This is a genomic window from Allokutzneria sp. NRRL B-24872 (genome assembly GCF_002155965.1).
Lineage (GTDB): Bacteria > Actinomycetota > Actinomycetes > Mycobacteriales > Pseudonocardiaceae > Allokutzneria.
On the sequence record NZ_MUMH01000124.1, the window covers coordinates 64,752 to 85,496 of the forward strand.

23 protein-coding genes are annotated in these 20,745 nt (G+C 70.4%); 10 read left to right on the forward strand and 13 right to left on the reverse strand.

Going from position 1 to position 20,745, the window contains the following annotated elements:
- Nucleotides 1-61 precede the first annotated feature (61 nt).
- Both CCN37_RS28685 and CCN37_RS28690 read right to left on the reverse strand, forming a co-directional pair.
- Nucleotides 62-1,258 (reverse strand): acyl-CoA dehydrogenase family protein, encoded by a 1,197-nt coding sequence (locus CCN37_RS28685; RefSeq protein ID WP_086826741.1) that lies wholly within the window; start codon nucleotides 1,256-1,258, stop codon nucleotides 62-64.
- Between the two features lie 87 nt (nucleotides 1,259-1,345).
- A complete protein-coding gene (locus CCN37_RS28690) occupies nucleotides 1,346-1,753 on the reverse strand; it encodes a rhodanese-like domain-containing protein (protein WP_086826743.1) in 408 nt (135 codons plus the stop codon).
- A 93-nt stretch (nucleotides 1,754-1,846) separates the two neighbouring features.
- Here CCN37_RS28690 and CCN37_RS28695 point away from each other — a divergent pair, with 93 nt between their 5' ends.
- Complete coding sequence (locus CCN37_RS28695; RefSeq protein WP_086826745.1) at nucleotides 1,847-2,311, forward strand: Lrp/AsnC family transcriptional regulator; 465 nt, start codon at nucleotides 1,847-1,849, stop codon at nucleotides 2,309-2,311.
- Nucleotides 2,312-2,334: 23 nt separating this feature from the next.
- Nucleotides 2,335-2,730, forward strand: a complete 396-nt coding sequence (locus tag CCN37_RS28700; RefSeq protein ID WP_086826747.1) for a hypothetical protein — start codon at nucleotides 2,335-2,337, stop codon at nucleotides 2,728-2,730.
- A gap of 49 nt (nucleotides 2,731-2,779) precedes the next feature.
- Here the strand turns inward: CCN37_RS28700 and CCN37_RS28705 are convergent, their stop codons facing one another.
- The 3 genes from CCN37_RS28705 to CCN37_RS28715 all read right to left on the reverse strand — a co-directional run bounded on the left by CCN37_RS28705 (nucleotide 2,780) and on the right by CCN37_RS28715 (nucleotide 5,062).
- Nucleotides 2,780-3,385: a DUF4360 domain-containing protein gene (locus CCN37_RS28705; RefSeq protein ID WP_246843369.1), complete on the reverse strand. Its 606-nt coding sequence runs from the start codon at nucleotides 3,383-3,385 to the stop codon at nucleotides 2,780-2,782.
- A 352-nt stretch (nucleotides 3,386-3,737) separates the two neighbouring features.
- On the reverse strand, nucleotides 3,738-4,052 hold the full coding sequence (locus CCN37_RS28710) for a hypothetical protein (protein WP_086826751.1): 315 nt from the start codon (nucleotides 4,050-4,052) through the stop codon (nucleotides 3,738-3,740).
- A gap of 50 nt (nucleotides 4,053-4,102) precedes the next feature.
- Nucleotides 4,103-5,062 (reverse strand): CoA ester lyase, encoded by a 960-nt coding sequence (locus CCN37_RS28715; protein WP_086826753.1) that lies wholly within the window; start codon nucleotides 5,060-5,062, stop codon nucleotides 4,103-4,105.
- 106 nt (nucleotides 5,063-5,168) lie between these two features.
- Between CCN37_RS28715 and CCN37_RS28720 the strand changes: the two genes are divergently transcribed.
- Nucleotides 5,169-5,522, forward strand: a complete 354-nt coding sequence (locus CCN37_RS28720; protein ID WP_210408246.1) for a hypothetical protein — start codon at nucleotides 5,169-5,171, stop codon at nucleotides 5,520-5,522.
- 261 nt (nucleotides 5,523-5,783) lie between these two features.
- On the opposite strand, the gene CCN37_RS28725 is transcribed toward CCN37_RS28720, so the two are convergent.
- A complete protein-coding gene (locus CCN37_RS28725; protein WP_086826755.1) occupies nucleotides 5,784-6,659 on the reverse strand; it encodes a PhzF family phenazine biosynthesis protein in 876 nt (291 codons plus the stop codon).
- 24 nt (nucleotides 6,660-6,683) lie between these two features.
- Between CCN37_RS28725 and CCN37_RS28730 the strand changes: the two genes are divergently transcribed.
- Both CCN37_RS28730 and CCN37_RS28735 read left to right on the forward strand, forming a co-directional pair.
- Nucleotides 6,684-7,958 carry a magnesium transporter MgtE N-terminal domain-containing protein gene (locus CCN37_RS28730; protein WP_086826757.1) on the forward strand — a complete coding sequence of 425 codons (1,275 nt, stop codon included), beginning with the start codon at nucleotides 6,684-6,686 and terminating at the stop codon, nucleotides 7,956-7,958.
- Nucleotides 7,959-7,986: 28 nt separating this feature from the next.
- Nucleotides 7,987-8,532: a DUF1003 domain-containing protein gene (locus CCN37_RS28735; RefSeq protein WP_086826759.1), complete on the forward strand. Its 546-nt coding sequence runs from the start codon at nucleotides 7,987-7,989 to the stop codon at nucleotides 8,530-8,532.
- On the opposite strand, the gene CCN37_RS28740 is transcribed toward CCN37_RS28735, so the two are convergent.
- Nucleotides 8,529-9,020, reverse strand: a complete 492-nt coding sequence (locus CCN37_RS28740) for a MarR family winged helix-turn-helix transcriptional regulator (protein ID WP_086826761.1) — start codon at nucleotides 9,018-9,020, stop codon at nucleotides 8,529-8,531. The genes CCN37_RS28735 and CCN37_RS28740 overlap by 4 nt on opposite strands.
- A 151-nt stretch (nucleotides 9,021-9,171) precedes the next feature.
- Between CCN37_RS28740 and CCN37_RS28745 the strand changes: the two genes are divergently transcribed.
- Nucleotides 9,172-10,317 (forward strand): Mrp/NBP35 family ATP-binding protein, encoded by a 1,146-nt coding sequence (locus CCN37_RS28745; protein ID WP_246843366.1) that lies wholly within the window; start codon nucleotides 9,172-9,174, stop codon nucleotides 10,315-10,317.
- A gap of 30 nt (nucleotides 10,318-10,347) precedes the next feature.
- Here CCN37_RS28745 and tatB read toward each other — a convergent pair whose 3' ends face one another.
- The 4 genes from tatB to sigE all read right to left on the reverse strand — a co-directional run bounded on the left by tatB (nucleotide 10,348) and on the right by sigE (nucleotide 13,712).
- A complete protein-coding gene (tatB, locus tag CCN37_RS28750; RefSeq protein WP_086826790.1) occupies nucleotides 10,348-10,752 on the reverse strand; it encodes a Sec-independent protein translocase protein TatB in 405 nt (134 codons plus the stop codon).
- A gap of 68 nt (nucleotides 10,753-10,820) precedes the next feature.
- Complete coding sequence (locus CCN37_RS28755) at nucleotides 10,821-12,320, reverse strand: S1C family serine protease (protein ID WP_086826765.1); 1,500 nt, start codon at nucleotides 12,318-12,320, stop codon at nucleotides 10,821-10,823.
- 101 nt (nucleotides 12,321-12,421) lie between these two features.
- Nucleotides 12,422-13,075 (reverse strand): zf-HC2 domain-containing protein, encoded by a 654-nt coding sequence (locus CCN37_RS28760; protein WP_210408247.1) that lies wholly within the window; start codon nucleotides 13,073-13,075, stop codon nucleotides 12,422-12,424.
- A gap of 16 nt (nucleotides 13,076-13,091) precedes the next feature.
- Complete coding sequence (gene sigE / locus CCN37_RS28765; protein ID WP_246843367.1) at nucleotides 13,092-13,712, reverse strand: RNA polymerase sigma factor SigE; 621 nt, start codon at nucleotides 13,710-13,712, stop codon at nucleotides 13,092-13,094.
- 252 nt (nucleotides 13,713-13,964) lie between these two features.
- Here sigE and CCN37_RS28770 point away from each other — a divergent pair, with 252 nt between their 5' ends.
- Complete coding sequence (locus CCN37_RS28770) at nucleotides 13,965-14,612, forward strand: O-methyltransferase (protein WP_210408248.1); 648 nt, start codon at nucleotides 13,965-13,967, stop codon at nucleotides 14,610-14,612.
- 10 nt (nucleotides 14,613-14,622) lie between these two features.
- Here the strand turns inward: CCN37_RS28770 and glgC are convergent, their stop codons facing one another.
- A complete protein-coding gene (gene glgC, locus CCN37_RS28775) occupies nucleotides 14,623-15,840 on the reverse strand; it encodes a glucose-1-phosphate adenylyltransferase (protein ID WP_086826768.1) in 1,218 nt (405 codons plus the stop codon).
- Nucleotides 15,841-15,954: 114 nt separating this feature from the next.
- Here glgC and glgA point away from each other — a divergent pair, with 114 nt between their 5' ends.
- Together glgA and CCN37_RS28785 are read left to right on the forward strand one after the other, a co-directional pair.
- Nucleotides 15,955-17,118 carry a glycogen synthase gene (gene glgA, locus CCN37_RS28780; protein ID WP_086826769.1) on the forward strand — a complete coding sequence of 388 codons (1,164 nt, stop codon included), beginning with the start codon at nucleotides 15,955-15,957 and terminating at the stop codon, nucleotides 17,116-17,118.
- Nucleotides 17,119-17,214: 96 nt separating this feature from the next.
- A complete protein-coding gene (locus CCN37_RS28785; protein WP_143261854.1) occupies nucleotides 17,215-18,690 on the forward strand; it encodes a hypothetical protein in 1,476 nt (491 codons plus the stop codon).
- On the opposite strand, the gene CCN37_RS28790 is transcribed toward CCN37_RS28785, so the two are convergent.
- Complete coding sequence (locus CCN37_RS28790; protein WP_210408249.1) at nucleotides 18,617-19,822, reverse strand: MFS transporter; 1,206 nt, start codon at nucleotides 19,820-19,822, stop codon at nucleotides 18,617-18,619. The two genes, CCN37_RS28785 and CCN37_RS28790, sit on opposite strands and share 74 nt — an antisense overlap.
- A gap of 67 nt (nucleotides 19,823-19,889) precedes the next feature.
- On the opposite strand from CCN37_RS28790, the gene CCN37_RS28795 reads away from it, so the two are divergent.
- Nucleotides 19,890-20,745, forward strand: an 856-nt coding sequence (locus CCN37_RS28795) for a LysR family transcriptional regulator (protein WP_086826774.1), incomplete at its 3' end; no start/stop codon positions are given.

A 20,745-nucleotide genomic window follows, 5' to 3' on the forward strand; every position in this document is an offset into this window, starting at 1 on the left:
CGCGTGCCGGGCCGGGACACGCGCCCCCCGAACGGCCCACCTCGCCCCGCCGGGCGGCGGATCAGCCCCGGGAGCGGTACTCGCGGAGCAGGCCCCTGCTGATGATCGTCTTCTGGATCTCCGAGGTGCCCTCGCCGATGAGCAGGAACGGCGCCTCGCGCATCAGCCGCTCGATCTCGTACTCCTTGGAGTAGCCGTAGCCGCCGTGGATGCGGAAGGCCTCCTGGGTGACCTCGGCGCAGTACTCCGAGGCGATCAGCTTGGCCATGCCCGCCTCGACGTCGTTGCGCTGGCCGGAGTCCTTCAGCCGCGCGGCGTTGACCATCATCAGGTGCGCGGCCTCGACCTTCGTCGCCATCTCGGCGAGCTTGAACGCGATCGCCTGGTGCTGCGCGATCGGCTTGCCGAAGGTGGTGCGCTGCTGGGCGTACTCCACGGCCAGCTCGAAGGCGCGGATCGCGATGCCACACGCCCGCGCGGCCACGTTGACCCTGCCGACCTCGACGCCGTCCATCATGTGCGCGAAGCCCTTGCCGCGCTCCCCGCCGAGGATCGCCTCCGCGCCGACCCGGAAGCCGTCGAAGACCATCTCCGTGGTGTCGACGCCCTTGTAGCCCATCTTCTCGATCTTGCCGGGGATGGTGAGGCCGGGGAGGACCTCGCCGAAGCCTGTCGGCTTCTCGACCAGGAAGGTCGTGAGGTTCTGGTGCGGCTTCTCGGCACCCTCGTCGGTGCGGACCAGCGTCGCGACCAGCGTGGAGCTACCGCCGTTGGTGAGCCACATCTTCTGGCCGTCGATGACGTATCCGTCGCCGTCCTGCCGCGCCTTCGTGCGGATCGCTGCGACGTCAGAGCCCAGCTCGGGCTCGGACATGGAGAACGCGCCTCGCACCTCGCCGGTGGCCATCCGAGGCAGGAAGTGCTGCTTCTGCGCGTCCGTCGCGTGTTGCTTGATCATGTGCGCCACGATGAAGTGCGTGTTGATCACGCCGGAGACGCTCATCCAGCCGCGCGCGATCTCCTCGACCACCAGCGCGTAGGTCAGCAGCGACTCGCCGAGCCCGCCGTGCTCCTCGGGGATGGTGAGGCCGAAGAGCCCCATCTCCTTCATGCCCTCGACGATGTCCGAGGGATAGGTGTCACCGTGCTCCAGCGCCTGCGCGTGCGGGATGATCTCCTTGTCCACGAAGCTGCGGACGGTGGCCAGGATCTCCTGCTGGACATCGGTGAGACCGGCGGTCTGGGCGAGCCGAGCCATGGCGAGGTCCCCTTTCTGCGACGCTGGCGAGCGGGGTTACCGGCGAGTATTGCGCGTCCACATGGGGTTCGCGGTGTGAGAAGGTCCTCAACGGCGCTCTTGATCGGTACCGGTCGCGATCGGGTGCCGGTCCCACCTCCAGGTCTGGAACCCGCCGATGAGCTTCTTCACGGTGAATCCGAGTTCGGCCAGCTTCAGCGCGCCCTTGTCGGCGCCGTTGCACCCCGGCCCCCAGCAGTAGGTCACCAGTACGTCGCCACGCGGCAGCTCGCGCGTCGTCTCGGCGGTGATCTCCTTGGCGGGCAAGGAAATCGCGCCAGGAATGTGGCCGGCGGCGTAGTGCTCGGGCGAGCGCACGTCGAGCACAAGGAAGCCGCCCGCGCCGTCCTCCAGGTCCGCGCGCAGGTCGGCGGGATCGGTCTCGACCGAGAGCAGGCGGCGGAAGTGCGCGGCGGCAGCGGCGGGCTCGGCGGGGTTCGCGGCAACTCGTGTCATGGCAAGAACGTTATGCCGAAGAAACCGCGTTGAGCAGGGCTTATCCACGGCACTTAGACGCTCTGGAAGCGAAATACCCGCTAGTTTGGGCAGATGAGCGGTGAATCCACGTTCGACCTGGATGCGGTGGACTGGCGAATCCTCGCGGAGCTGCAGGAGGACGCGCGGGTGAGCTACGCGGAACTGGGCCGCCGCGTGGGCCTGGGCGCCACGGCCGCGACCGAGCGCGTGCGGCGGCTGGTCGACAGCGGCGTGATCAAGGGCTTCCGCGCGGAGGTCGACCTCGAACGCGTCGGGTACGGGGTGCTGGCCGTGGTGCGGCTGCGCTACCCCTCCGGCAACTACCGCAAGCTGCACGCGGAGCTGGAGCGCGCCACGGAGATCCTCCAATGCCACCACGTCACCGGCGAGGACTGCTTCGTGCTCTTCGTCGCGGCGCGAGACATGCGGCACCTGGAGCGGCTGGCGGGCCGGATCGCGGCGCTGGGGTCGATCACCACTTCGGTCGTCTACTCCTCGCCACTGCCGTCTCGGGTGATTACCGCACCGACCGGCTGACTTTGTGGCTAGGTTGTGCTGCCGTGACAGAACCGACGGCGGTGGCGCCCGCTGGCGAAGAGCCGAAGAAGCGCCGCTCACCGGTCAACAAGCCGAACTTCGACTCGTGGACAACGGGGAAGAAGGCGCTCACGGTCATCGCGCTGATCCCGGTCTTCGCGGTGGTGGCCTTCTTCGCCCAGATCCTCGAAGTCCTCTACTACCTGGTGATGGGCGTCTACTACCTCGTCACCAGCCCGTACTGGATCTGCCGGGCGATCTACCGGGCCAGCAGCAGCGAGGACACACCGCGCCGCCAGGAGGCGCGCCAGTCCATCCGCGCCTTCTTCAAGGTGTCCGGCTGCCTGCTGCTGTTCGTCGCGGTATTCGGCGGCGGCGTCTTCCTGCTGGTGACACTGATCAACATGAGCGACAACTGACCCATTGCGGAAAACGGGCACGGCCGGGTTCCGGCCGTGCCCGACCCGATCAGGGGCAGGTCTTCCAGTGGAAGTGGTAGGTCGTCTTAATGCTGCCGTCGGTCGAGTCCATCGCGATGAAACTCGTCTCGGTGGCCGCCGACGTCCCCTTGCTCACCCGGAGTTCGGTGTTGATGTTGACATTGCGCTTCTCACCGCAGGGCGCGTAGACGAGCGAGGCGATGTCCACCTTGTCCGTGGTCTGCCAGTTGTCGTCCAGCGGACCGGAGAAATTGTGCTTCGCCACTACGGTTGGTGACATTCCCTGGAAGTAGTAGTTCGCCTGCTCGATCGCGGTCGCGCCGCGCGCGAGGTTGGCGAAGCCGCGGTAGTCGGACTGCGCGATCGCGTACGTGAAGCCCTGAGGCACGTGCACCTTCAGGTTGAGCTGGCAGTTCTTCCTGGCCTCCGTCGGGCTGATACCCGGCCCGACCTGCGCCATGTACTGGCTGTAGGTCACGGTGAACGCGGTGTTGTCGGGTGACACCGCGATGGCGGCGGTACCGGCGGGACAGCCGGAACCGTTCACCGTTGCCACTTCGATGACAATTTTGTCCGGAGGCGGCGTGATATCCGCCTGAGCCACTGCAGGGATGGAAATCAAAGCCAGGGACATTCCAGCAACGGCTAACTTCCTCAACATGGATACACCCTCCGCTAAGCAGGGATTGTCGTCACCAGCTAGGCAGCCACGGTATCGGAATCAACCTTTTCGCGTACCCCTGAACGGGCGACCCGAACCAAGGCGTGATCGAACATGACCGCAACGGAGTACAGGCTATACCCAACGAAATTGACGCTATACCCTACTATTTGACTTCGCAATCAATTCAACGTTGGGAATCCAGCCGGAATGCAACCGATTGTAGGCCGCGGGGTTGGTCTTTTGGCGTGAACGGTCTTGCCAGAACGGCAAAAGGCACCGGTGGCTCGTGGCCACCGGTGCCCTGGGGAGCGGATCTTCCGGTTCAGTGCTCTTCCGGCTCGGCGATCAACCGGACCACGCGCAGCTTGAACTCGTAGCTCAGCATCGCCTTGCGGTAGAGCACCACGTAGGTGTCCTCACCGACCAGGAAGACGTTGCGCTTGCTCGCCGCGCGAGCGGAGCTCTTGAACTCGAAGGCCTGTTTCCGCGCCTCTGCCCTTGCCTGGTCAGCGGTGTCGAACCCGCCCGCGAGCACCTTGGTCGTGTACCCGTGCTCGTGCGGGGTCTCGACGAGGACGAACCACGGACGCTCGTGCGTCAGCTCCGGGTGTTCCTCGGGCTCCTGCGACTCGCTCATGCCACCGAACGCTATCGCGTCCCCGCCTCGCCCAGCAGTGCCGGATCGACTCATTCGGTGGGCGGCGTCCAGCGGTCGGTGCGCGCCATCCCCGCCGCCCTGCCCTTGGCCGAGACCACCAGCGCCATCTTGCGCGAGGCCTCGTCGATCATCTCGTCGCCGAGCATGGCCGCGCCGCGCTTGCCCCCGGCCTCGGAGGTGAACCAGTCGTAGGCGTCGAGGATGTTCTCGGCGTGGTCGTAGTCCTGCTGGCGCGGGCTGAACAGCTCGTTGCAGGCGTCGATCTGGCCGGGGTGCAGCACCCACTTGCCGTCGTAGCCCAGCGCCGCCGAGCGCCCGGTGACCCTGCGGAAGCCGTCCAGGTCGCGGATCTGGAGGTAGGGCCCGTCGATCGCCTGCACGTCGGTGGCGCGCGCGGCCATCAGGATGCGCATGAGGATGTAGTGGTAGGCATCGCCCACGTCGTAGCCGGTCGGCTGCTCGCCGACGACCAGCGACTTCATGTTGATCGAGGCCATGAAGTCGGCCGGGCCGAAGATGATCGTCTCGATGCGGGGCGAGGCCGTGGCGATCGCGTCGACCTCGACGAGGCCCTTGGCGTTCTCGATCTGCGCCTCGATGCCGATCCTGCCGACCTCGTAGCCCATGGTCTTCTCGATCTGGGTCAGCGTGAGGTCCAGCCACGCCACCTGGTCGGCCGTCTGCACCTTCGGCAGCATGATGCAGTCCAGGTTCGCGCCCGCGCCCTCCACGACCTCCACGACGTCGCGGTAGGTCCACTCGGTGGTCAGGTCGTTGACCCGGACGACGCGGGTCTTGCCCTCCCAGCCGCCCTCGTTGAGCGCGGCCACGATCGTCTTGCGCGCGCCGGGCTTGGCCAGCGGGGCGCACGCGTCCTCCAGGTCCAGGAAGACCTGGTCGGCGGGCAGGCCACGGGCCTTGTCGATCATCTTCTGGCTCGAACCGGGGACGGCGAGACAGGAGCGGCGGGGGCGTCGACGATCAGCCACTTCGGGACCTCCTTGTACCGACGAGTAACACGCGTGATGCTGGCACGCCCGGTGCGGCTCGACCACACCGCTGAGGCGCCTTTCACAGCCGTGGGATGCTGCCGGAATGGATATCACCCGGCTGCTGGACGCCGCGCTGCGCAAGGCCGCCGCGGTCTGGGTCCGCCCGGAGGGCCACCCCCCGCGCCTGGTCTGGGCGCTCTGGCGGGACGGCGCCGTCTGGCTCGCCACCGGCCCGGCCGAGCAGGAGGTCCCCGGTTTGGCGGGCGCCACTTCGGCCGTGCTCACCGTCCGCTCCCCCAGCACCCACTCGCACCTCGTCGACGTGCCCGTGACCGTCGAGGAGGTCGAGCCTGACGAGGCCGTCGCCGCCGCGCTCGCCACCACCCGCCTCAACCGCCCGTCGCTCTCCGCCCCACCCGCGTGGACGCGCGTGCACCGCCTCGCCCCAACTCCCTGAATGACTCATTCAGGTGGTTGAACGGACTGAACGAGTCATTGAGGTGGCTCCACGGACTGAACGAGTCATTCAGGTGGTTGGCGCGCGCTGAACGACCCGTTCAGGGATCGTCAAGACGCACCGAACGGCCCGTTCAGCGCCCTCAACGCACTGAACGGGCCGTTCGGGGAGTTGAGCGCACCAAACGACCCGTTCAGGGCTTCCTGACGCACTGAACGGGTCGTTCAGGGCTTTACGGGGGTGACGACCGGGCGGCGGGGGTCAGGGGATGGCGATGGTGCCTGAGGCGACGGGGGCGACGCCGCCTCGGACGGTGGCGCGGGTGACGGTGTAGTCGGAAACGGTCACGGTGCAGTCCAAAGTGGACGGTCGGCCGATCTCGGCGCCCTGGCTGACGACGTAGCGGGTGTCGCCGTCGCCGATGAGGCCGCGGTCGGCCAGCCACACGCCGAGGCCGAGCGCGGCGGAGCCGGTGGCGGGGTCCTCGCGCACGCCGAGCTTCGGCGCGAACATCCGCGCGTGCGCGGCGTTGAGCTCGCTGTCGAAGGAGACCACGACGAGCCCGTGCGGCACTCCGGCGCGCTTGGCAGCGGCCTCCTCGACCACCGCGCGGGACACGGCGTCGGGGCTCACCAGCAGATACGCGAAGTCGATGCCGCAGCCGGCGATCCCAGGCGCCCCAGCACTGTCCACATCGGACGGATCGAGGCCTGCGGCGGCCGCGAGGGACTCGGCGTCGAGGTCGGGGCCGAGGTGAGCGGGGCCGCCGGTCAGCGTGGCCCCGGCCTGGTCGACGGAGACGGGGAGCAGACCGGCTCCGCACTCCTGGACGGCCTCGCCGAGCCCGATCACGCCGTCGCGCGCGAGCACCCACGCGGTGCCGACGCTCGGGTGCCCGGCGAAGGGCAGCTCGGTGGAGGCGGTGAAGATCCGCAGCCGGTAGTCGGCGCCGTCCTGGGTCGGACGCATCGGGAAGGCGGTCTCGGAGAGGTTGAACTCGCGCGCGATCCGTTGCAGCTGAGCGGTGTCCAGCTCATCGGCCCCGTGCACCACCGCAAGCGGGTTGCCGGCGTAGGGACGGTCGGTGAAGACGTCGACAACGTCGTAGCGCAGGCGCGCGTCACCAGGCTCGATCATGGTCCGGACACTAGTGTTGCCGGTGTGGCAGGCACTAGCAGGGTCTTCGCCGCCCAGCTCGCCGGACTGCCGGTGTTCGGGCCGGACGGGGAGTCGGTCGGCAAGGTGCGGGACGTGGTCGCCGGGCTCCGGCTGGACCGGCTGCCGCCCCGCGTGCTCGGCATGGTGGTGGAGCTGATCACCCGCCGCCGCATCTTCGTCCCGATGCTCAGGGTGACCTCCCTGGAGGCCAACGCGGTGACGCTGGCGACCGGAATGGTGAACCTGCGGCACTTCCACCAACGGCCCAACGAGGTGATGGTGCTCGGCGAGCTGTTGGACGCGCGCGTGAGCGTGACCTCGAACGACAGCCCGGCCGTCGTGGTGGACGCGGGAATGGAGCAGACGCGCACCCGGGACTGGCTGATCACCAAGCTCGCCGTGCGCGAGCGCACCGGCAGGCTCAGCCGCAGGGGACCGTTGCAGGTGCTGCCGTGGGAGGCCGTGAGCGGCCTGGGGCTCGCCGAGATCAGCGCGCAGCCGCAGGGCGCTCAGCAGCTGCTGGCGCTCTTCGACACCATGCGCGCGGTCGACGTGGCCAGCGCGCTGCACGACCTGCCGGTGAAGCGGCGCTACGAGGTCGCCGACGCGATGGACGACGAACGCCTCGCCGACGTGCTGGAGGAGCTGCCGGAGGAGGACCAGAAGGACCTGCTCACGCACCTCAACGAGGACCGCGCGGCGGACGTGCTGGAGGCGATGAACCCCGACGACGCCGCCGACCTGCTGGCCGAGCTGCCCGACTTCGACAAGGACCGCCTGCTGTCGCTGATGGAGCCGGAGGAGTCCGCCCCGGTGCGCAGGCTGCTCGCCTACTCCCACGACACGGCGGGCGGTCTGATGACCCCGGAGCCGGTGGTGCTGACGCCGGACGCCACCGTGGCCGAGGCGCTGGCCAGGGTCCGCAACCCCGACCTCACGCCCGCGCTGGCCAGCATGGTCTTCGTGGCGCGCCCACCGCAGGCCACGCCGACCGGCCGCTACCTCGGCTGCGTGCACATCCAGCGGCTGCTGCGCGAAGCCCCGTTCGACCTCGTCGCGGGCATGGTCGACCACCACCTGGGTTCCTTGTCCCCCAACGCTTCCCTCGGCGAGGTCACCCGCTACTTCGCCGCGTACAACCTCGTCGTCGCGCCCGTGGTGGACGATCAGGAGCACCTGCTCGGCGCGGTCAGCGTCGACGACGTGCTCGACCACCTGCTGCCGGACGACTGGCGGGAGAGCGGTCTCCCCGAGACCGCGCTCATCCCCGAGAGCTGACGACCTGAGAGCTGAAGGAGCGAGGCCCATGCCCGAGCTGCACCCGCGCCGCCGCCTCGACCAGCCGCGCCAACCGCGCAGGCTGTCCTTCGACGTGGACCCCGAGGCGTTCGGCCGGTTCTCCGAGCGGATCGCGCGGTTCCTCGGCACCGGCACGTTCCTGTTCTGGCAGACCGTTCTCGTGATCGTGTGGATCACCGTGAACCTGCTCGCGGTGTCGCTGCAGTGGGACCCGTACCCGTTCATCCTGCTCAACCTGGCGTTCTCCACGCAGGCGGCCTACGCGGCGCCGCTGATCCTGCTGGCGCAGAACCGGCAGGACGACCGGGACCGGGTCTCGCTGGAGGAGGACCGGGCGCGGGCGGAGCGCACCAAGGCCGACACGGAGTACCTGGCGCGGGAGCTGGCTGCGCTGCGGCTGGCGGTCGGCGAATCGGTCACGCGGGACTTCCTGCGCTCCGAGCTGGACCGGCTGCGCGGGGATCTGATCGAGGGGAAGTCCAAGCGGGGCAAGCGCTCTCACGCGGGCGACGATGCGGCGCGATGGGACGGCGAGCCAGCGGAGACGCGCTAGGCCTGAGCCCGTTTCGCTTGCGTCACAGGCAGTTCGCCGTCGGCGAGGCGGTCGCAGGTGAGCCCGAGCGCGTCGAGCTCCTTGTTGTCCAGCAGGGCCACGAAGTGCCGCGCGATCCCGCGCATGTGCGTCGCGGCGGCGGAGCGCAACCGGTCCATTCCGCGCTCGGTGAGCACGGCCACGACGCCGCGACCGTCGCTGTCCGCGCGCTCCCTGCTGACCAGCCCGGCGCGTTCGAGGCGGTCCACCAGCCTGGTCACACCCGACCTGGACAACAGGACCAGCTCAGCGAGTTCGGTCATCCTGAGCTTGTGCTCAGGCGCGCCGGCCAGCTGCACGAGAACGTCGTAGGCCGCCAGGGAGAGCCGCTGCTCCGCGATGAGCTCGGTCTCCAGCCACCGCGTCACGCGGGCGTGCGCCCGCAGGAACGAGCGCCAGGCGGTCAGTTCCCCACTGGTCGGTAATCGAGCAGTACCCGAATCTGACACGAATCCATGTTACGGAGCGCGTCCTTCCGGTTGCTCAACGCCCCCGTGCCGCAGGGCACACAGCCGGTGAGCAACGGGTAGCTCGACCGGCCGTAGCATGGGCCGAGCGGGGGTAAGCCGCTCCAGCAAGCCAATCGGTACCGGAAGGTCGGTGTCCGCACTCGTGACCACCATCGACATCGAGGCCGTTCGCGCAGCAGCGGGACGCGTCCAGGACCCGGAGATCCGCAAGCCGTTCGCGGAACTGGGCATGATCAAGGACGTCTCCGTCGTCGCCGACGGGGCGGTGTCGGTCGTGGTGTGGCTGACCGTCGCCGGCTGCCCGCTGCGCGACAAGATCACCAAGGACGTCACCGCCGAGGTGTCGAAGGTCCCCGGCGTCCAGGAGGTCCGCGTGACCCTGGACGTGATGGGCGACCAGCAGCGCACCGAACTGCGACAGCGGCTGCGCGGCGACGCCAAGGAGCCGGTGATCCCCTTCGCCCAGCCGGGTTCGCTGACGCGGGTCTACTGCGTCGCCTCCGGCAAGGGCGGGGTCGGCAAGTCCAGCGTGACGGTGAACCTGGCCGCCGCGCTCGCCCAGCGGGGGCTGTCGGTCGGTGTCGTCGACGCGGACATCTACGGGCACTCGGTGCCCAGGATGCTCGGCGCGGACGGCAAGCCCACCCAGGTGGAGCAGATGATCATGCCGCCGCAGGCGCACGGCGTGAAGGTCATCTCCATCGGCATGTTCACCCCGGGCAACACCCCGGTGGTCTGGCGCGGGCCGATGCTGCACCGCGCGCTGCAGCAGTTCCTCGCCGACGTGTTCTGGGGCGACCTCGACGTGCTGCTGCTCGACCTGCCGCCCGGCACCGGTGACGTGGCGATCTCGGTGGCGCAGCTGATCCCCAACGCGGAGATCCTCGTCGTGACCACCCCGCAGCAGGCCGCCGCCGAGGTGGCCGAGCGCGCGGGCGCGATCGCGCTGCAGACCCGCCAGCGCGTCGTCGGCGTCGTGGAGAACATGTCCTGGCTGGAGATGCCCGACGGCACCCGCATGGACATCTTCGGCACCGGCGGCGGTCAGACCGTCGCGGACTCGCTCAGCCGCGCCGTCGGCTCCGACGTCCCGCTGCTCGGCCAGGTCCCCCTCGACACCCGCCTGCGTGAAGCCGGTGACGCGGGCGTTCCCCTGGTCATCTCCGACCCGGAGGCTCCCGCCGCGCAGGTCCTGCACGACATCGCCAAGCGCCTGGGCACCCGCGCGCGCGGCCTCGCCGGTCGCATGCTCTCCGTCACCCCCGCCGGCCGCTAGCCCCAGCGGGGTTTCCGCGTTACGGCCTCGTCAGGTGGCGTCGGGGTCGTAGGGCGGGCGCTCGCCGTAGGACAGGGGGCGCTGTTGGGGAGATGAGGGGGACGACGACGGGGAGGTGGAGTCAGCGGGGGCGGCGTAGCCGTTGCCGTTGCTCCGGTAGGAGTTGTCGTCGTCCTCGAAGAAGTTGCGCACGGCCTGCCGGGGGTTGAGGTTGTTGCGCAGGTCGCGCAGGTCCTCGATCGGCTTGCGGAACTCGTCGAAGTCCGTGCCCATCTCCGACTTCAGCTGCTGACGGGCGCCGGTGGCGTAGTCGCGGAGCTTGCGCATGTTGCGGGCCAACCAGCTCGCCGCCTCGGGCAGCCGCTCCGGCCCGAGGATGAACAGGGCCGCGACCACCAGGACCAGGATCTCCAGCCAGCCGATGCTCTCGAACAACCCCGCACCTCCCACGTCAGCTCGTCACGGTCAGCCTAGTTGGCCACCGGGGCGGGGTCAGCCGCCGCTCAGTCCGACTTCAGCGTCACGGTCAGCGTCAGCTGGCGGCCCTGGCGCACGATCTGCACCGGCACCGCCTCGTCGATCTTGCGCTGCCGCACCGCGACCACCAGGTCGTCGGCGTTGGCGATGGCGCGCTCGCCGACCTTGGTGATCACGTCGCCCTCCTGGATGCCCGCCGCGGCTGCGGCCCCGCCCTGGCGCACGTTCTGCACCTGGGCGCCGCTGGAGGTGTCGGCGGTGACGGACTTGGCGTCAACGCCCATGTCGGCGTGCTTCACCGAGCCGGTCCGGATCAGCGCCTGGGCGATCTGCGTGGCCTCGTCCATCGGGATGGCGAAGCCGAGGCCGATCGAGCCCTTGGAGGTGCTGTAGATCGCGGTGTTGATGCCGATCAGCGCGCCGCGCGCGTCGATCAGCGCGCCGCCGGAGTTGCCGGGGTTGATCGCGGCGTCGGTCTGGATCGCGTTGATCACCAGGTCGGTGTCCAGCCGGATCGCCCGGTTCTTCGCGCTGACGATGCCGGTGGTGACGGTGCCGGCGAGCCCGTGCGGGGCGCCGACGGCGATCACCGCGTCGCCGACCTGGAGGTCGCCGGAGCGGCCCACCTGGGCGACGGTCGGGTTGCGCACCTCGACCTTGATCACCGCGAGGTCGGTCTTCGGGTCGGCGCCGACGATCCTGGCCGGGACGCGGCTGCCGTCGGAGAAGATCGCCTCGACCTTCGCGGCCGGGGCGTTCACCGCCATGTCCACGACGTGGTTGTTGGTCAGCACGTAGCCCTGGCCGTCGATCACCACGCCGGAGCCGGTGCCGCCCTTGTCGCCGAGCACGACCTCGATCGAGACCACCGAGGGCAGCACCCGCTTGGCCACGTCGGAGACCGAGCCGGGCGGGCGCTCCACCGCGGGGGACACCGGGGAGAGCGTGACGCCGGAGCTGGTCAGCACGGAGCCGTCCTCGGCGGTGAGCCGCCCGACGACACCGCCGATCGCGGCGATCAGCAGCACGATCCCGGCCAGCGCGAGCGTGCCCGTGGTGGACAGCCTGCGGCCGAAGAGCAGTTCGCGGGCGGAGAGCCGGGCGCCCTGCGGGAGCGCGACGGTCGGCTCGGGTTTCTCCTCGGTGGAGACGGCGGGCGGGCCGAGCGCGGCTCCGGCACTGGGATCGCGCCAGCCGCCGCCGTTGTCCGACCACAGCGCCTGCTCGGGATCGGTCGCGGGCGGGACCCCGCCGACGTCGCCGGGCGGGCGCTGGAGCAGTTCCCCGGTGCCGGGCGGGCGGCCGAACGCCTTGGTCAGCGCCTCCGGCGGCGGGGCGACGAGCGGGAAGGAGCCGTTGCGCTCCCGGTCCGCCCTGGGGGCGAACGCGCTGCGCACCCCGGCCGGACGCCCGAAAGCGGCAGCCTGCGTCGGGTCGACGGGCGGCTGCTCCACCGGACGTGGACCGAGGCGGTTGTGCCCTCGGGCGTTCGGCGGCTGCTGGCGGTGGTTGGGCTGCTGGCTCATCGTTCCCCGGGCGTGCGGCGCGGTCCTGACAGGGCTGAAGCTCCCCTAGCGTGCCTGGTGCGCGGTGAAGTCCGCGTAGCGGGGTGTGCTTGGCGAGGCGGCTAGCGGCCGAGCACGCCGCTGAAGGACGCGGCGGCGCCCGGCGCGAGGGTGTTGAGCGAGAACAGCGGGCCCGGCGCGGGGTCCGGGGTCTCCGCGGCGCGGGCGCCCGGTTGCGGCGGGGTCGTCCACTGGTTGTCCACGAGATCGCTGACGGCCGGGCTCACCAGGGCGAGTACGCCGAGGACCAGGCCGGACACCACGGCTCCGGTGCCCTGGCGGCGACGGCCGAGCACCGAGGAACCCTGGCCGAGCATCGGCGAGGAGCCCAGCATCGGGGACGAGCCCAAGGCGGGTGATCCCCCCAGTCCGGCGGGCGGCTCGCCCGCGCGGACCCGGGCGGGCCGGAGCACGGCGACGAGCTGGCCGTCCTCGGTGACCGCGAGCTCGTCGGGCCCCTGCGGGAGCTCGACCTGCTGCGGGATGGAACGCAGGCTGTCCAGCAGCCCGGAGGGCAGTCCCGGCATGACCGCCGTGCGCACGGCGGCGCGGGCCTGGCGCTGCGCGGCGGCCTCCGCGGCACAGCAGGAGCACCGCGCGAGGTGCGCGGAGGCCCTGTCGTGCGCGAGCGCCGAGAGCTCACCGTCGACGAACGCGACCAGCGCGTCCGGAGCCAGGTGCTGCTCGGCGAAAGCCCAAGCGCGCAGATCGCTCATCACGAGACCTCCGGGGTCATGCGAAGTCCTCCTGAGCCCGACGGCGTTCCAGCGCCGCCTTCAGCGCCTGCCGTCCGCGGTGGATGCGGGAGCGGACGGTGCCCAGCTTCACGCCGAGCGTCGCGCCGATCTCCTCGTAGGACAGGCCTTCCACGTCACACAGTACGACCGCCGCGCGGAACTCCGGCGGAAGCTCGTCGAGCGCCGCCTGCAGGTCCGGGCTGAGGTGGGTGTCGGAGTAGACCTGCTCCGGCGACGGGTCGTTGCCCGCGAGCCGGTCGGTGTCCTCGGGAAGGCCCTCCATCCGCAGCCGGGTGCGGCGGCGCGCCATGTCGAGGAAGAGGTTGGTGGTGATCCGGTGCAGCCAGCCCTCGAACGTCCCCGGCTTGTACGAGGCGAGCGAGCGGAAGACCCGGATGAACGTCTCCTGGGTGAGGTCCTCGGCGTCGTGCTGGTTGCCGGTGAGGCGGTAGGCCAGCCGGTAGACGCGGTCCGCATGCTCCCGGACCACGTCGTCCCACGACGGCGGCGTCCAGTTGGCCGCGTCGGGAATCACGACCGACGACCCGCTTGCGGGGTCGGGCGTGGACGCTGTCACACCGGCGGTCGTCGCCGGGGTCAAAGGCTGCGTTCGCATCGGACGGGAAGGCACCTCCATGGCGGGCTGTCTGCCCTACTCGTGAACGTTGAGGAGACCCGCTGTGTTCCCGTGCGTGACCGGTGCCATGCCCGCGAGTGTGAGTTCTCTTCGCTCATCTACACGACCTACGGTGCCCCACTCTGGTGTGGCGACGTTGAGAGTCGGCTGAGAGCAGCCTGAGAATGCCGCCGTCCCCCCTCTGGTGACGTTCGTCAACGGCGGGCGGGCTGCGGCGCTAACCTGCTCCGCGTGGCAGCCGACACCCCGTCCCTTTTCGCGCCGGCGGTTCGCGAGTACGTGGAGGACTACCTCGTGGAGGACGAGGTGCTGAGCCTCGCCCGGCAGCGGGGCGCGCAGCTGGGCTGCGTGCCGATCGCGCCGACCGGGGGCGCCGCGCTGAGCTTCCTCGCGGCGGCGTTGCAGGCCAAGGCCGTCGTCGAGGTCGGGACGGGCGCGGGCACCAGCGGGATCTGGCTGCTGCGCGGCATGGTCGCCGACGGCGTGCTCACCTCGATCGACCTCCAGCCGGAGCACCAGCGCGCCGCGCGCCAGGCGTTCGCGGCGGCGGGTTTCCCCACCGGGCGGACCCGGCTCATCCACGGCGAGGCGCTGGACGTGCTGCCCAGGCTCACCGACGGCGGCTACGACCTGGTGTTCGTGGACGGCCTGAAGCCGGAGTACCCGAAGTACCTCGAGGAGGGCGTCCGGCTGCTGCGCCCCGGCGGGGTGATCGTCTTCGACAACGCGCTGTGGAGCGGTCGCGTCGCCGACCCCGACGAGCAGGACCTGGCCACCACCGCGCTGCGCGAGGTCGCCCGCCTGGCCCGCGAGGACGAGCGCCTGGTCCCGGTGCTGCTCCCCGTCGGAGACGGGCTCCTGGCCGCGGCCAAGCGCTGACGACCCGGCCCTAGTCGGCGCGGACGCCCTTGCCGAGGACCACGACGCCGCTGCCGCTGACGGTGTAGCGCTCGCGGTCGGTGGTGAGGTCGACGCCGATCTGGGCTCCGTCGGGCACGACCACGTTCTTGTCGAGGATCGCCCTGCGCACGACCGCGCCCTTGCCGATGTGCACGCCGGGCAGCAGCACGCTGCCGTCCACCTGCGCTCCGGCCTCGATCATCACGCCAGCGCCCACCACGGAGTTGGTGACCTGCGCGCCGGAGATGATCGTGCCGGGGCCGACGATGGAGTCCTGCGCGGTGCCGCCCTGCACGAACTTGGCCGGAGCCAGCGGCGGCGTCGCGGTGCGGATCGGCCACGCCTGGTTGTAGAGGTTGAACACCGGGTGCACGGACACGAGGTCCATGTGCGAGTCGTAGTAGGCGTCGATGGTCCCGACGTCGCGCCAGTAGCCGCGGTCGCGCTCGGTCTCCCCGGGCACCACGTTGTCGGCGAAGTCGTAGACGGCCGCGCGCCCGGCCGAGACCAGCGCGGGGATGATGTCGCCGCCCATGTCGTGGTCGGAGTCGGGGTTGGCCGCGTCCGCCCGCAGCGCTTCGAGCAGCGCGTCGGTGCTGAAGACGTAGTTGCCCATCGAGGCGAAGGTGACCTCGGGGTCGTCCGGCGTCCCCGGCGGGTCGGCGGGCTTCTCCAGGAAGCGGGTGATCTGGCCGCTGGCGTCGGAGTCGATGCAGCCGAAGGCCTTCGCCTCGGCGCGCGGCACGCGGATGCCCGCGACGGTCACGCCCGCGTCGGTGGCGATGTGTTGTTCCAGCATCTGGGACGGGTCCATGCGGTACACGTGGTCGGCACCGAAGACGACGATGTAGTCCGGCTTCTCGTCGTAGACCAGGTTCAGCGACTGGTAGATCGCGTCGGCGCTGCCGGTGTACCAGCGCGGCCCGAGCCGCTGCTGCGCCGGGACCGGGGTGATGTACTGCCCGAGCACGCTGGAGAGCCGCCACGTCGTGGAGATGTGCCGGTCGAGCGAGTGCGACTTGTACTGCGTCAACACGCATATCTGCGTCAGACCCGCGTTGACCAGGTTCGACAGCACGAAGTCGATGAGCCGGTAGTTGCCCCCGAAGGGGACCGCAGGCTTGGCCCGGTCGGCGGTCAGCGGCCACAGCCGCTTCCCTTCGCCACCGGCCAGCACGATCCCGAGGACGTGAGGCTGCCCCTTCACAGTCGGTGACCCTATCCGGGCAGATCACCGAATGGCCACCGCATCGGGGCACGGCTTTGTCGGGTGTCGCGCCACGTTCACCCGGCTGCCGCAGAGCGGCTAGCGTTTGTCAGCGTGCGCATCGGTCTGCTGACCCGCGAGTACCCGCCGGAGGTCTACGGCGGGGCAGGGGTACACGTCGGTTTCCTGGTCCCTCGGCTGCGCGAGCTCATCGACGTGGACGTGCACTGCTTCGGCGGCGCTCGCGCCGACGCGCACGCCCACGCGAGCGCCGCAGGTCTGGAGAGAGCGAACGCGGCGTTGCAGACGCTGTCGGTCGATCTGTCGATGGTGGCCGCGGTTGAAGGCGTGGACCTGGTGCACTCGCACACCTGGTACGCCAACATGGCCGGGCAGATCGCCAAGGTGCTGCACGGCATCCCGCACGTGGTGACCGCGCACTCGCTCGAACCGAGGCGGCCGTGGAAGGCCGAACAGCTCGGTGGCGGCTACCAGCTCTCCTCGTGGGTGGAGCGGACCGCGTACGAGTCGGCCGACGCGATCATCGCGGTCAGCGCGGGCATGCGCGCGGACGTGCTCGACTGCTACCCCGCGCTGGACCCCGCCCGCGTGCACGTGGTGCGCAACGGCATCGACACGCAGGCCTACCACCCGGTCACCGAGCACGACGCGCTGCGCGCCTACGGCGTCGACCCCGACCGGCCGACCGTGGTCTTCGTCGGCCGGATCACCCGGCAGAAGGGCGTCGGCCACCTCATCGCCGCCGCGCACCGCATCGACAAGGACGCGCAGATCGTGCTCTGCGCGGGTGCTCCGGACACCCCGGAGATCGCCGAGGAGACCGCGAAGGCCGTCTCCGAGCTGGCCGCCGCGCGCCCGGGTGTGTTCTGGATCCAGAAGATGCTCCAGCCCGCCGAGGTGCGGCAGTTCCTCTCGCACGCGACGGTCTTCGTCTGCCCCTCGGTCTACGAGCCGCTGGGCATCGTGAACCTGGAGGCGATGGCCTGCGGGACGGCCGTGGTCGCCTCGGACGTCGGCGGCATCCCGGAGGTCGTCGACCACGGCCGCACCGGTCTGCTCGCGCACTACGACGAGCACGACGTGGAGACCTTCCGCACACAGCTCGCGGACTCGGTGAACGAGTTGCTGGGTGATCCGGAGCGCGCGGCGGCCATGGGAGCGGCCGGCCGGGACCGCGCTGTGCAGGAGTTTTCCTGGGCGAGCGTGGCGGAGCAGACGGTAGCCGTGTACCAGGCCGCGAGCAGCGGCGGCAAATAGAGATCAGGAACTCTGCCGCGGTGCAACCCGAAGGGCCTCTCACGCGCATCTAGGTAGTCAGCAATTTCTTCACACTGGCTACCGGAGATCTCCTTGGTGTCGCGTTCTCGTAAGGGCCAGGCGGTGCTGGTGCTGCTGTTGGCACTGGTCGGGGGCTGCGGTCTCCCCCAGGAGCCGGCACCCGAGCCGGTGCCGAGCCCGCCTGTCCCGAAGCCGAGCGGTCCGATCGAGGTGACCCTCCAGGGCCACCGGCTGCCGAACGCGGACGCGCTGCTGCGCGCGGGCGAGGAGGCGGTGGCGACGGCGATCGAGCAGCAGCGGGTCGCGCGCTCCGGCGACGGCACGGTGCAGTGCTGGTTCGCGCGCGCCGAGGCCGAGGAGGGCGAGTACTACGTGCCCGTCGAGCCGAAGCTGTGGTGCGGGCCGATCCAGGTCCCCGGTACCGGGCCCGCGCCGGACTGGATACCGATCCCGGTGCTGACCAAGGGCGACCGCGTCGAGCTGGAGGCGCCGAAGGTGCCCGCGCCCGGTCAGGCGACGACCCCGGCGACGGAGATCGTGCGGCCGGACGGCGCCTCCCGCAAACCCAACGCGCAGAACGAGCGCAACGCCGGGCCCGGCTACCTGGCCGTGCTGCCGGACGACGGCAAGCGCAGCAACGTCGAGCTCGGCCTCAACGACGCGACGGGCATCCACCTGCGCGACGACTTCGCCGCGGTCGAGGGCAAGGGCTGGGGCATGCCGGGCAGCTTTCCGTTGCCCGACAACGCAGGCGTGCTGAACCCGGAGCGCGGGCAGCGGCTGTGGGTGCTGCGGCTGCACGTGAACCGCAAGCAGCTCGACGAGGAGCTGCTGTCCGGCTCGTGGGTCAGCGGCGCGGCTCCGGTACCGGGCATCGCGCTCGACCTGCCCGGCGGCTGGCGCGATCTGCCGAAGGCGCAGCTGCCGGACTCCGGAGCGATCTTCGTCCTGTTCACCGTGCCCGAGCAGGGCGGTGGCGCCCCGCCGAAGCTGGTGCTCAACACCAACGTGCAGTCGCTGCTGGAGCAGGCCGTCGAGCTGCCGGAGGGCAAGCCCGTCTACGAGCTGCCCGCCGTGCTGCGCAGGAAGGTCGGCTCGCTGAAGTCCCCGGCCACCACGCAGGCCCTGTCCTTCAAGGCCGGTGGCAGCACCGGGACGGCGACCCTCACCGTCAGCGGGCTCCGGCTCGGCTGGCAGCGCCCGGTGCGGCAGCCGGAGTCGGGCAAGCTCGGCCTGATCTCGCCCGCTGGCAACGACAAGGCGCTGCTGGAGGTCCAGCTCCGGGTGAACGGCGACGGCCTGCCAGAGGACCTCGCCGGATACCTCACGGCGGACCGCATCGCGCTGAAGCTGCCCGGCGGTGGCAAGGCGAAGATCGCGGGCAAGCGCTACGACGGCGACCTGTTCCCCTCAGCTGTCGTCTACGAGGTGCCCGCGGACATCACCGGCGCGCAGCTGACCATCGACGCCGGGTCGGTCACGCTGCCGTCGCGGGGGCGACTGGAGCTGGCTCCGACGGCACCCGCGATCGACCTGCGCCTCGAACCCTGAACACCACCAAGCCCGCGAGCACCAGCCACCCGCAGTTGACCAGGGCCACCGGCGTCCAGCCACCTGCGCCGTAGGCCCAGCCCGCGACCGAGGCCCCCGTGCTGCTGCCGAGGTAGTAGGCCAGCAGGTACACACCCGATGCCTGCGCTCGCGCGCCTGGAGCGGCACGCGCACCGATCCAGCTGCTCGCGACGGCGTGCGCGGCGAAGAAGCCCGCGGACAGCAGCGCGATGCCCGGCAGCACGAAGAAGAGGTTGTCCGGCACCGTCATCACCATGCCGACGACCGCGATCCCCAGTGCCACGAGCACGACCGGCGGCTTGCCGATCCGGTCGGCGACGCGACCGGCGATCGCCGAAGCGACTCCGCCGCACAGGTAGCCGAGGAAGACCATCGCGGCGACACCGGGCGCGAGCCGAAAAGGATCATCGATCAGCCGGAAGGAGATCACGTTGTAGACCGCGACGATCGACGCCATTCCCAGGAATGCCACCGCATAAGGCCCGTAGAGCCCGGAATCCCTGGTAGCTCCGCGCAATCCGGCCAGCAGGGAACTCCGTTGCGGCTGAGCGCGGGACGCGGGCATCAACAAAGCCATTGCCACCGCGCACAATCCGGCCAGCACCGCGACCGCGAATAGCCCGAATCGCCAGTCGACCACGTCGCCCAGCACTCCGGCGAGCAACCGGCCGGACATGCCGCCCGTGGTGTTCCCCGCGACGTAGAGACCCATCACCGCGCCCAAGCCCGCGAGGCCGATTTCCTCCGCCATGTACGCCATCGCGACTCCGGGCAGCCCCGCGATCGCGACGCCCTGCACGACGCGCAGCGCGATGAGGGTGCCGAAGTTCGGGGCGAGCGGCAGCACGGAACCGATCAGCACGGCGGCGATCACCGAGCCGAGCATCATCGGCTTGCGCCCGACCACCTCGGACAACGCGGCCATCGGCAGCACGGCCAGCGCCAGGCTCAGCGTCGCCGCGCTCACCACGGCGGAGACCTCGCCGGGGCCGAGCCGGAACTCCTCGGCGAGCAGCGGCAGCACCGGCTGCGGCGCGTAGAGCACCGCGAAGGTCGCCAGACCAGCCGCGAGAACGGCCATTCCGATGCGTCGATTCCTGTGCTGAGCCACGGTCAAACACGCTGGCAGGCAAGCTTTGATACGTCCAATGTCGATTTCGGCGGTAACTTATCCATTTGTGGATGATCGCGTCGAACGGCTGGTCAGCGAACTCGCGCCTCGGCTGAGACTGCTCCGCGCGCTCGCCGAAGAACAACACGTCACCCACGTCGCCGAACGCCTCGGAGTGCCACAGCCGACCGTCAGCCGATGGCTGGCCGAGCTGAGCCGAGCACTGGGCGCGCCCGTCGTCGTGCGCTCCGGCCGAGGCGTCCAGCTGACCCGCGCGGGCCGGATGCTCGCCGAAGCCGCCACCCAGTCGCTCGGCGCCCTCGAACCCGGCTGCCGCCGCGCGTCGGAGGAGGCGGACCCGAAGGGCGGGCACGTGGCTTTCGGTTTCCTCCGAACGATGTCGCCGTGGGTGCCCGCGCTGCTGCGCGAGTTCAAGCTCCGCCGCCCGACCGTCCGCTTCACCCTGATCCAGAGCGCGCACCCGACCGTCCTGGAGAAGCTGCGCGAGGGCGCGATCGACCTCGCGCTGACCGCGCCACTGCCGCTGGACGAGCACGACCTGGAGAGCCATCCCTGGGTGGAGCAGGAACTCGTGCTCACCGTCCCCGCCGACCACCGCCTCGTGTCCCGGCGCCGCGTCCGCCTGCGCGAGGTCTCCGACGAGCCGTTCGTGACCACCAAGCCCGGCTACGGCCTGCGCCAGATCACCGACAAGGTCTGCGCCGCAGCGGGTTTCACGCCCCAGCTCGCCTTCGAGGGCGACGACGTGGACACCGTGCGCGGCATGGTCAGCGCGAGCCTCGGCGTCGCCGTCCTCCCCCGCGCCGACCCGCCCGCCCGCGGTGTCGTGGAGCTGGCCATCACGCCGCGCCCCACCCGCACCGTCGGCCTGGTCTGGGTCGCCGGCCGCCCAATCCCCTTTG

What these genes read in the sequence shown, in the direction of transcription:
- CCN37_RS28685 (WP_086826741.1), bottom strand. Translation starts at nt 1,258, where the DNA reads ATGGCTCGGCTCGCCCAGACCGCCGGTCTCACCGATGTCCAGCAGGAG.
- CCN37_RS28690 (WP_086826743.1), bottom strand. Translation starts at nt 1,753, where the DNA reads ATGACACGAGTTGCCGCGAACCCCGCCGAGCCCGCCGCTGCCGCCGCG.
- CCN37_RS28695 (WP_086826745.1), top strand. Translation starts at nt 1,847, where the DNA reads ATGAGCGGTGAATCCACGTTCGACCTGGATGCGGTGGACTGGCGAATC.
- CCN37_RS28705 (WP_246843369.1), bottom strand. Translation starts at nt 3,385, where the DNA reads ATGTCCCTGGCTTTGATTTCCATCCCTGCAGTGGCTCAGGCGGATATC.
- CCN37_RS28710 (WP_086826751.1), bottom strand. Translation starts at nt 4,052, where the DNA reads ATGAGCGAGTCGCAGGAGCCCGAGGAACACCCGGAGCTGACGCACGAG.
- CCN37_RS28720 (WP_210408246.1), top strand. Translation starts at nt 5,169, where the DNA reads ATGGATATCACCCGGCTGCTGGACGCCGCGCTGCGCAAGGCCGCCGCG.
- CCN37_RS28725 (WP_086826755.1), bottom strand. Translation starts at nt 6,659, where the DNA reads ATGATCGAGCCTGGTGACGCGCGCCTGCGCTACGACGTTGTCGACGTC.
- CCN37_RS28735 (WP_086826759.1), top strand. Translation starts at nt 7,987, where the DNA reads ATGCCCGAGCTGCACCCGCGCCGCCGCCTCGACCAGCCGCGCCAACCG.
- CCN37_RS28755 (WP_086826765.1), bottom strand. Translation starts at nt 12,320, where the DNA reads ATGAGCCAGCAGCCCAACCACCGCCAGCAGCCGCCGAACGCCCGAGGG.
- CCN37_RS28760 (WP_210408247.1), bottom strand. Translation starts at nt 13,075, where the DNA reads ATGAGCGATCTGCGCGCTTGGGCTTTCGCCGAGCAGCACCTGGCTCCG.
- sigE (WP_246843367.1), bottom strand. Translation starts at nt 13,712, where the DNA reads ATGCGAACGCAGCCTTTGACCCCGGCGACGACCGCCGGTGTGACAGCG.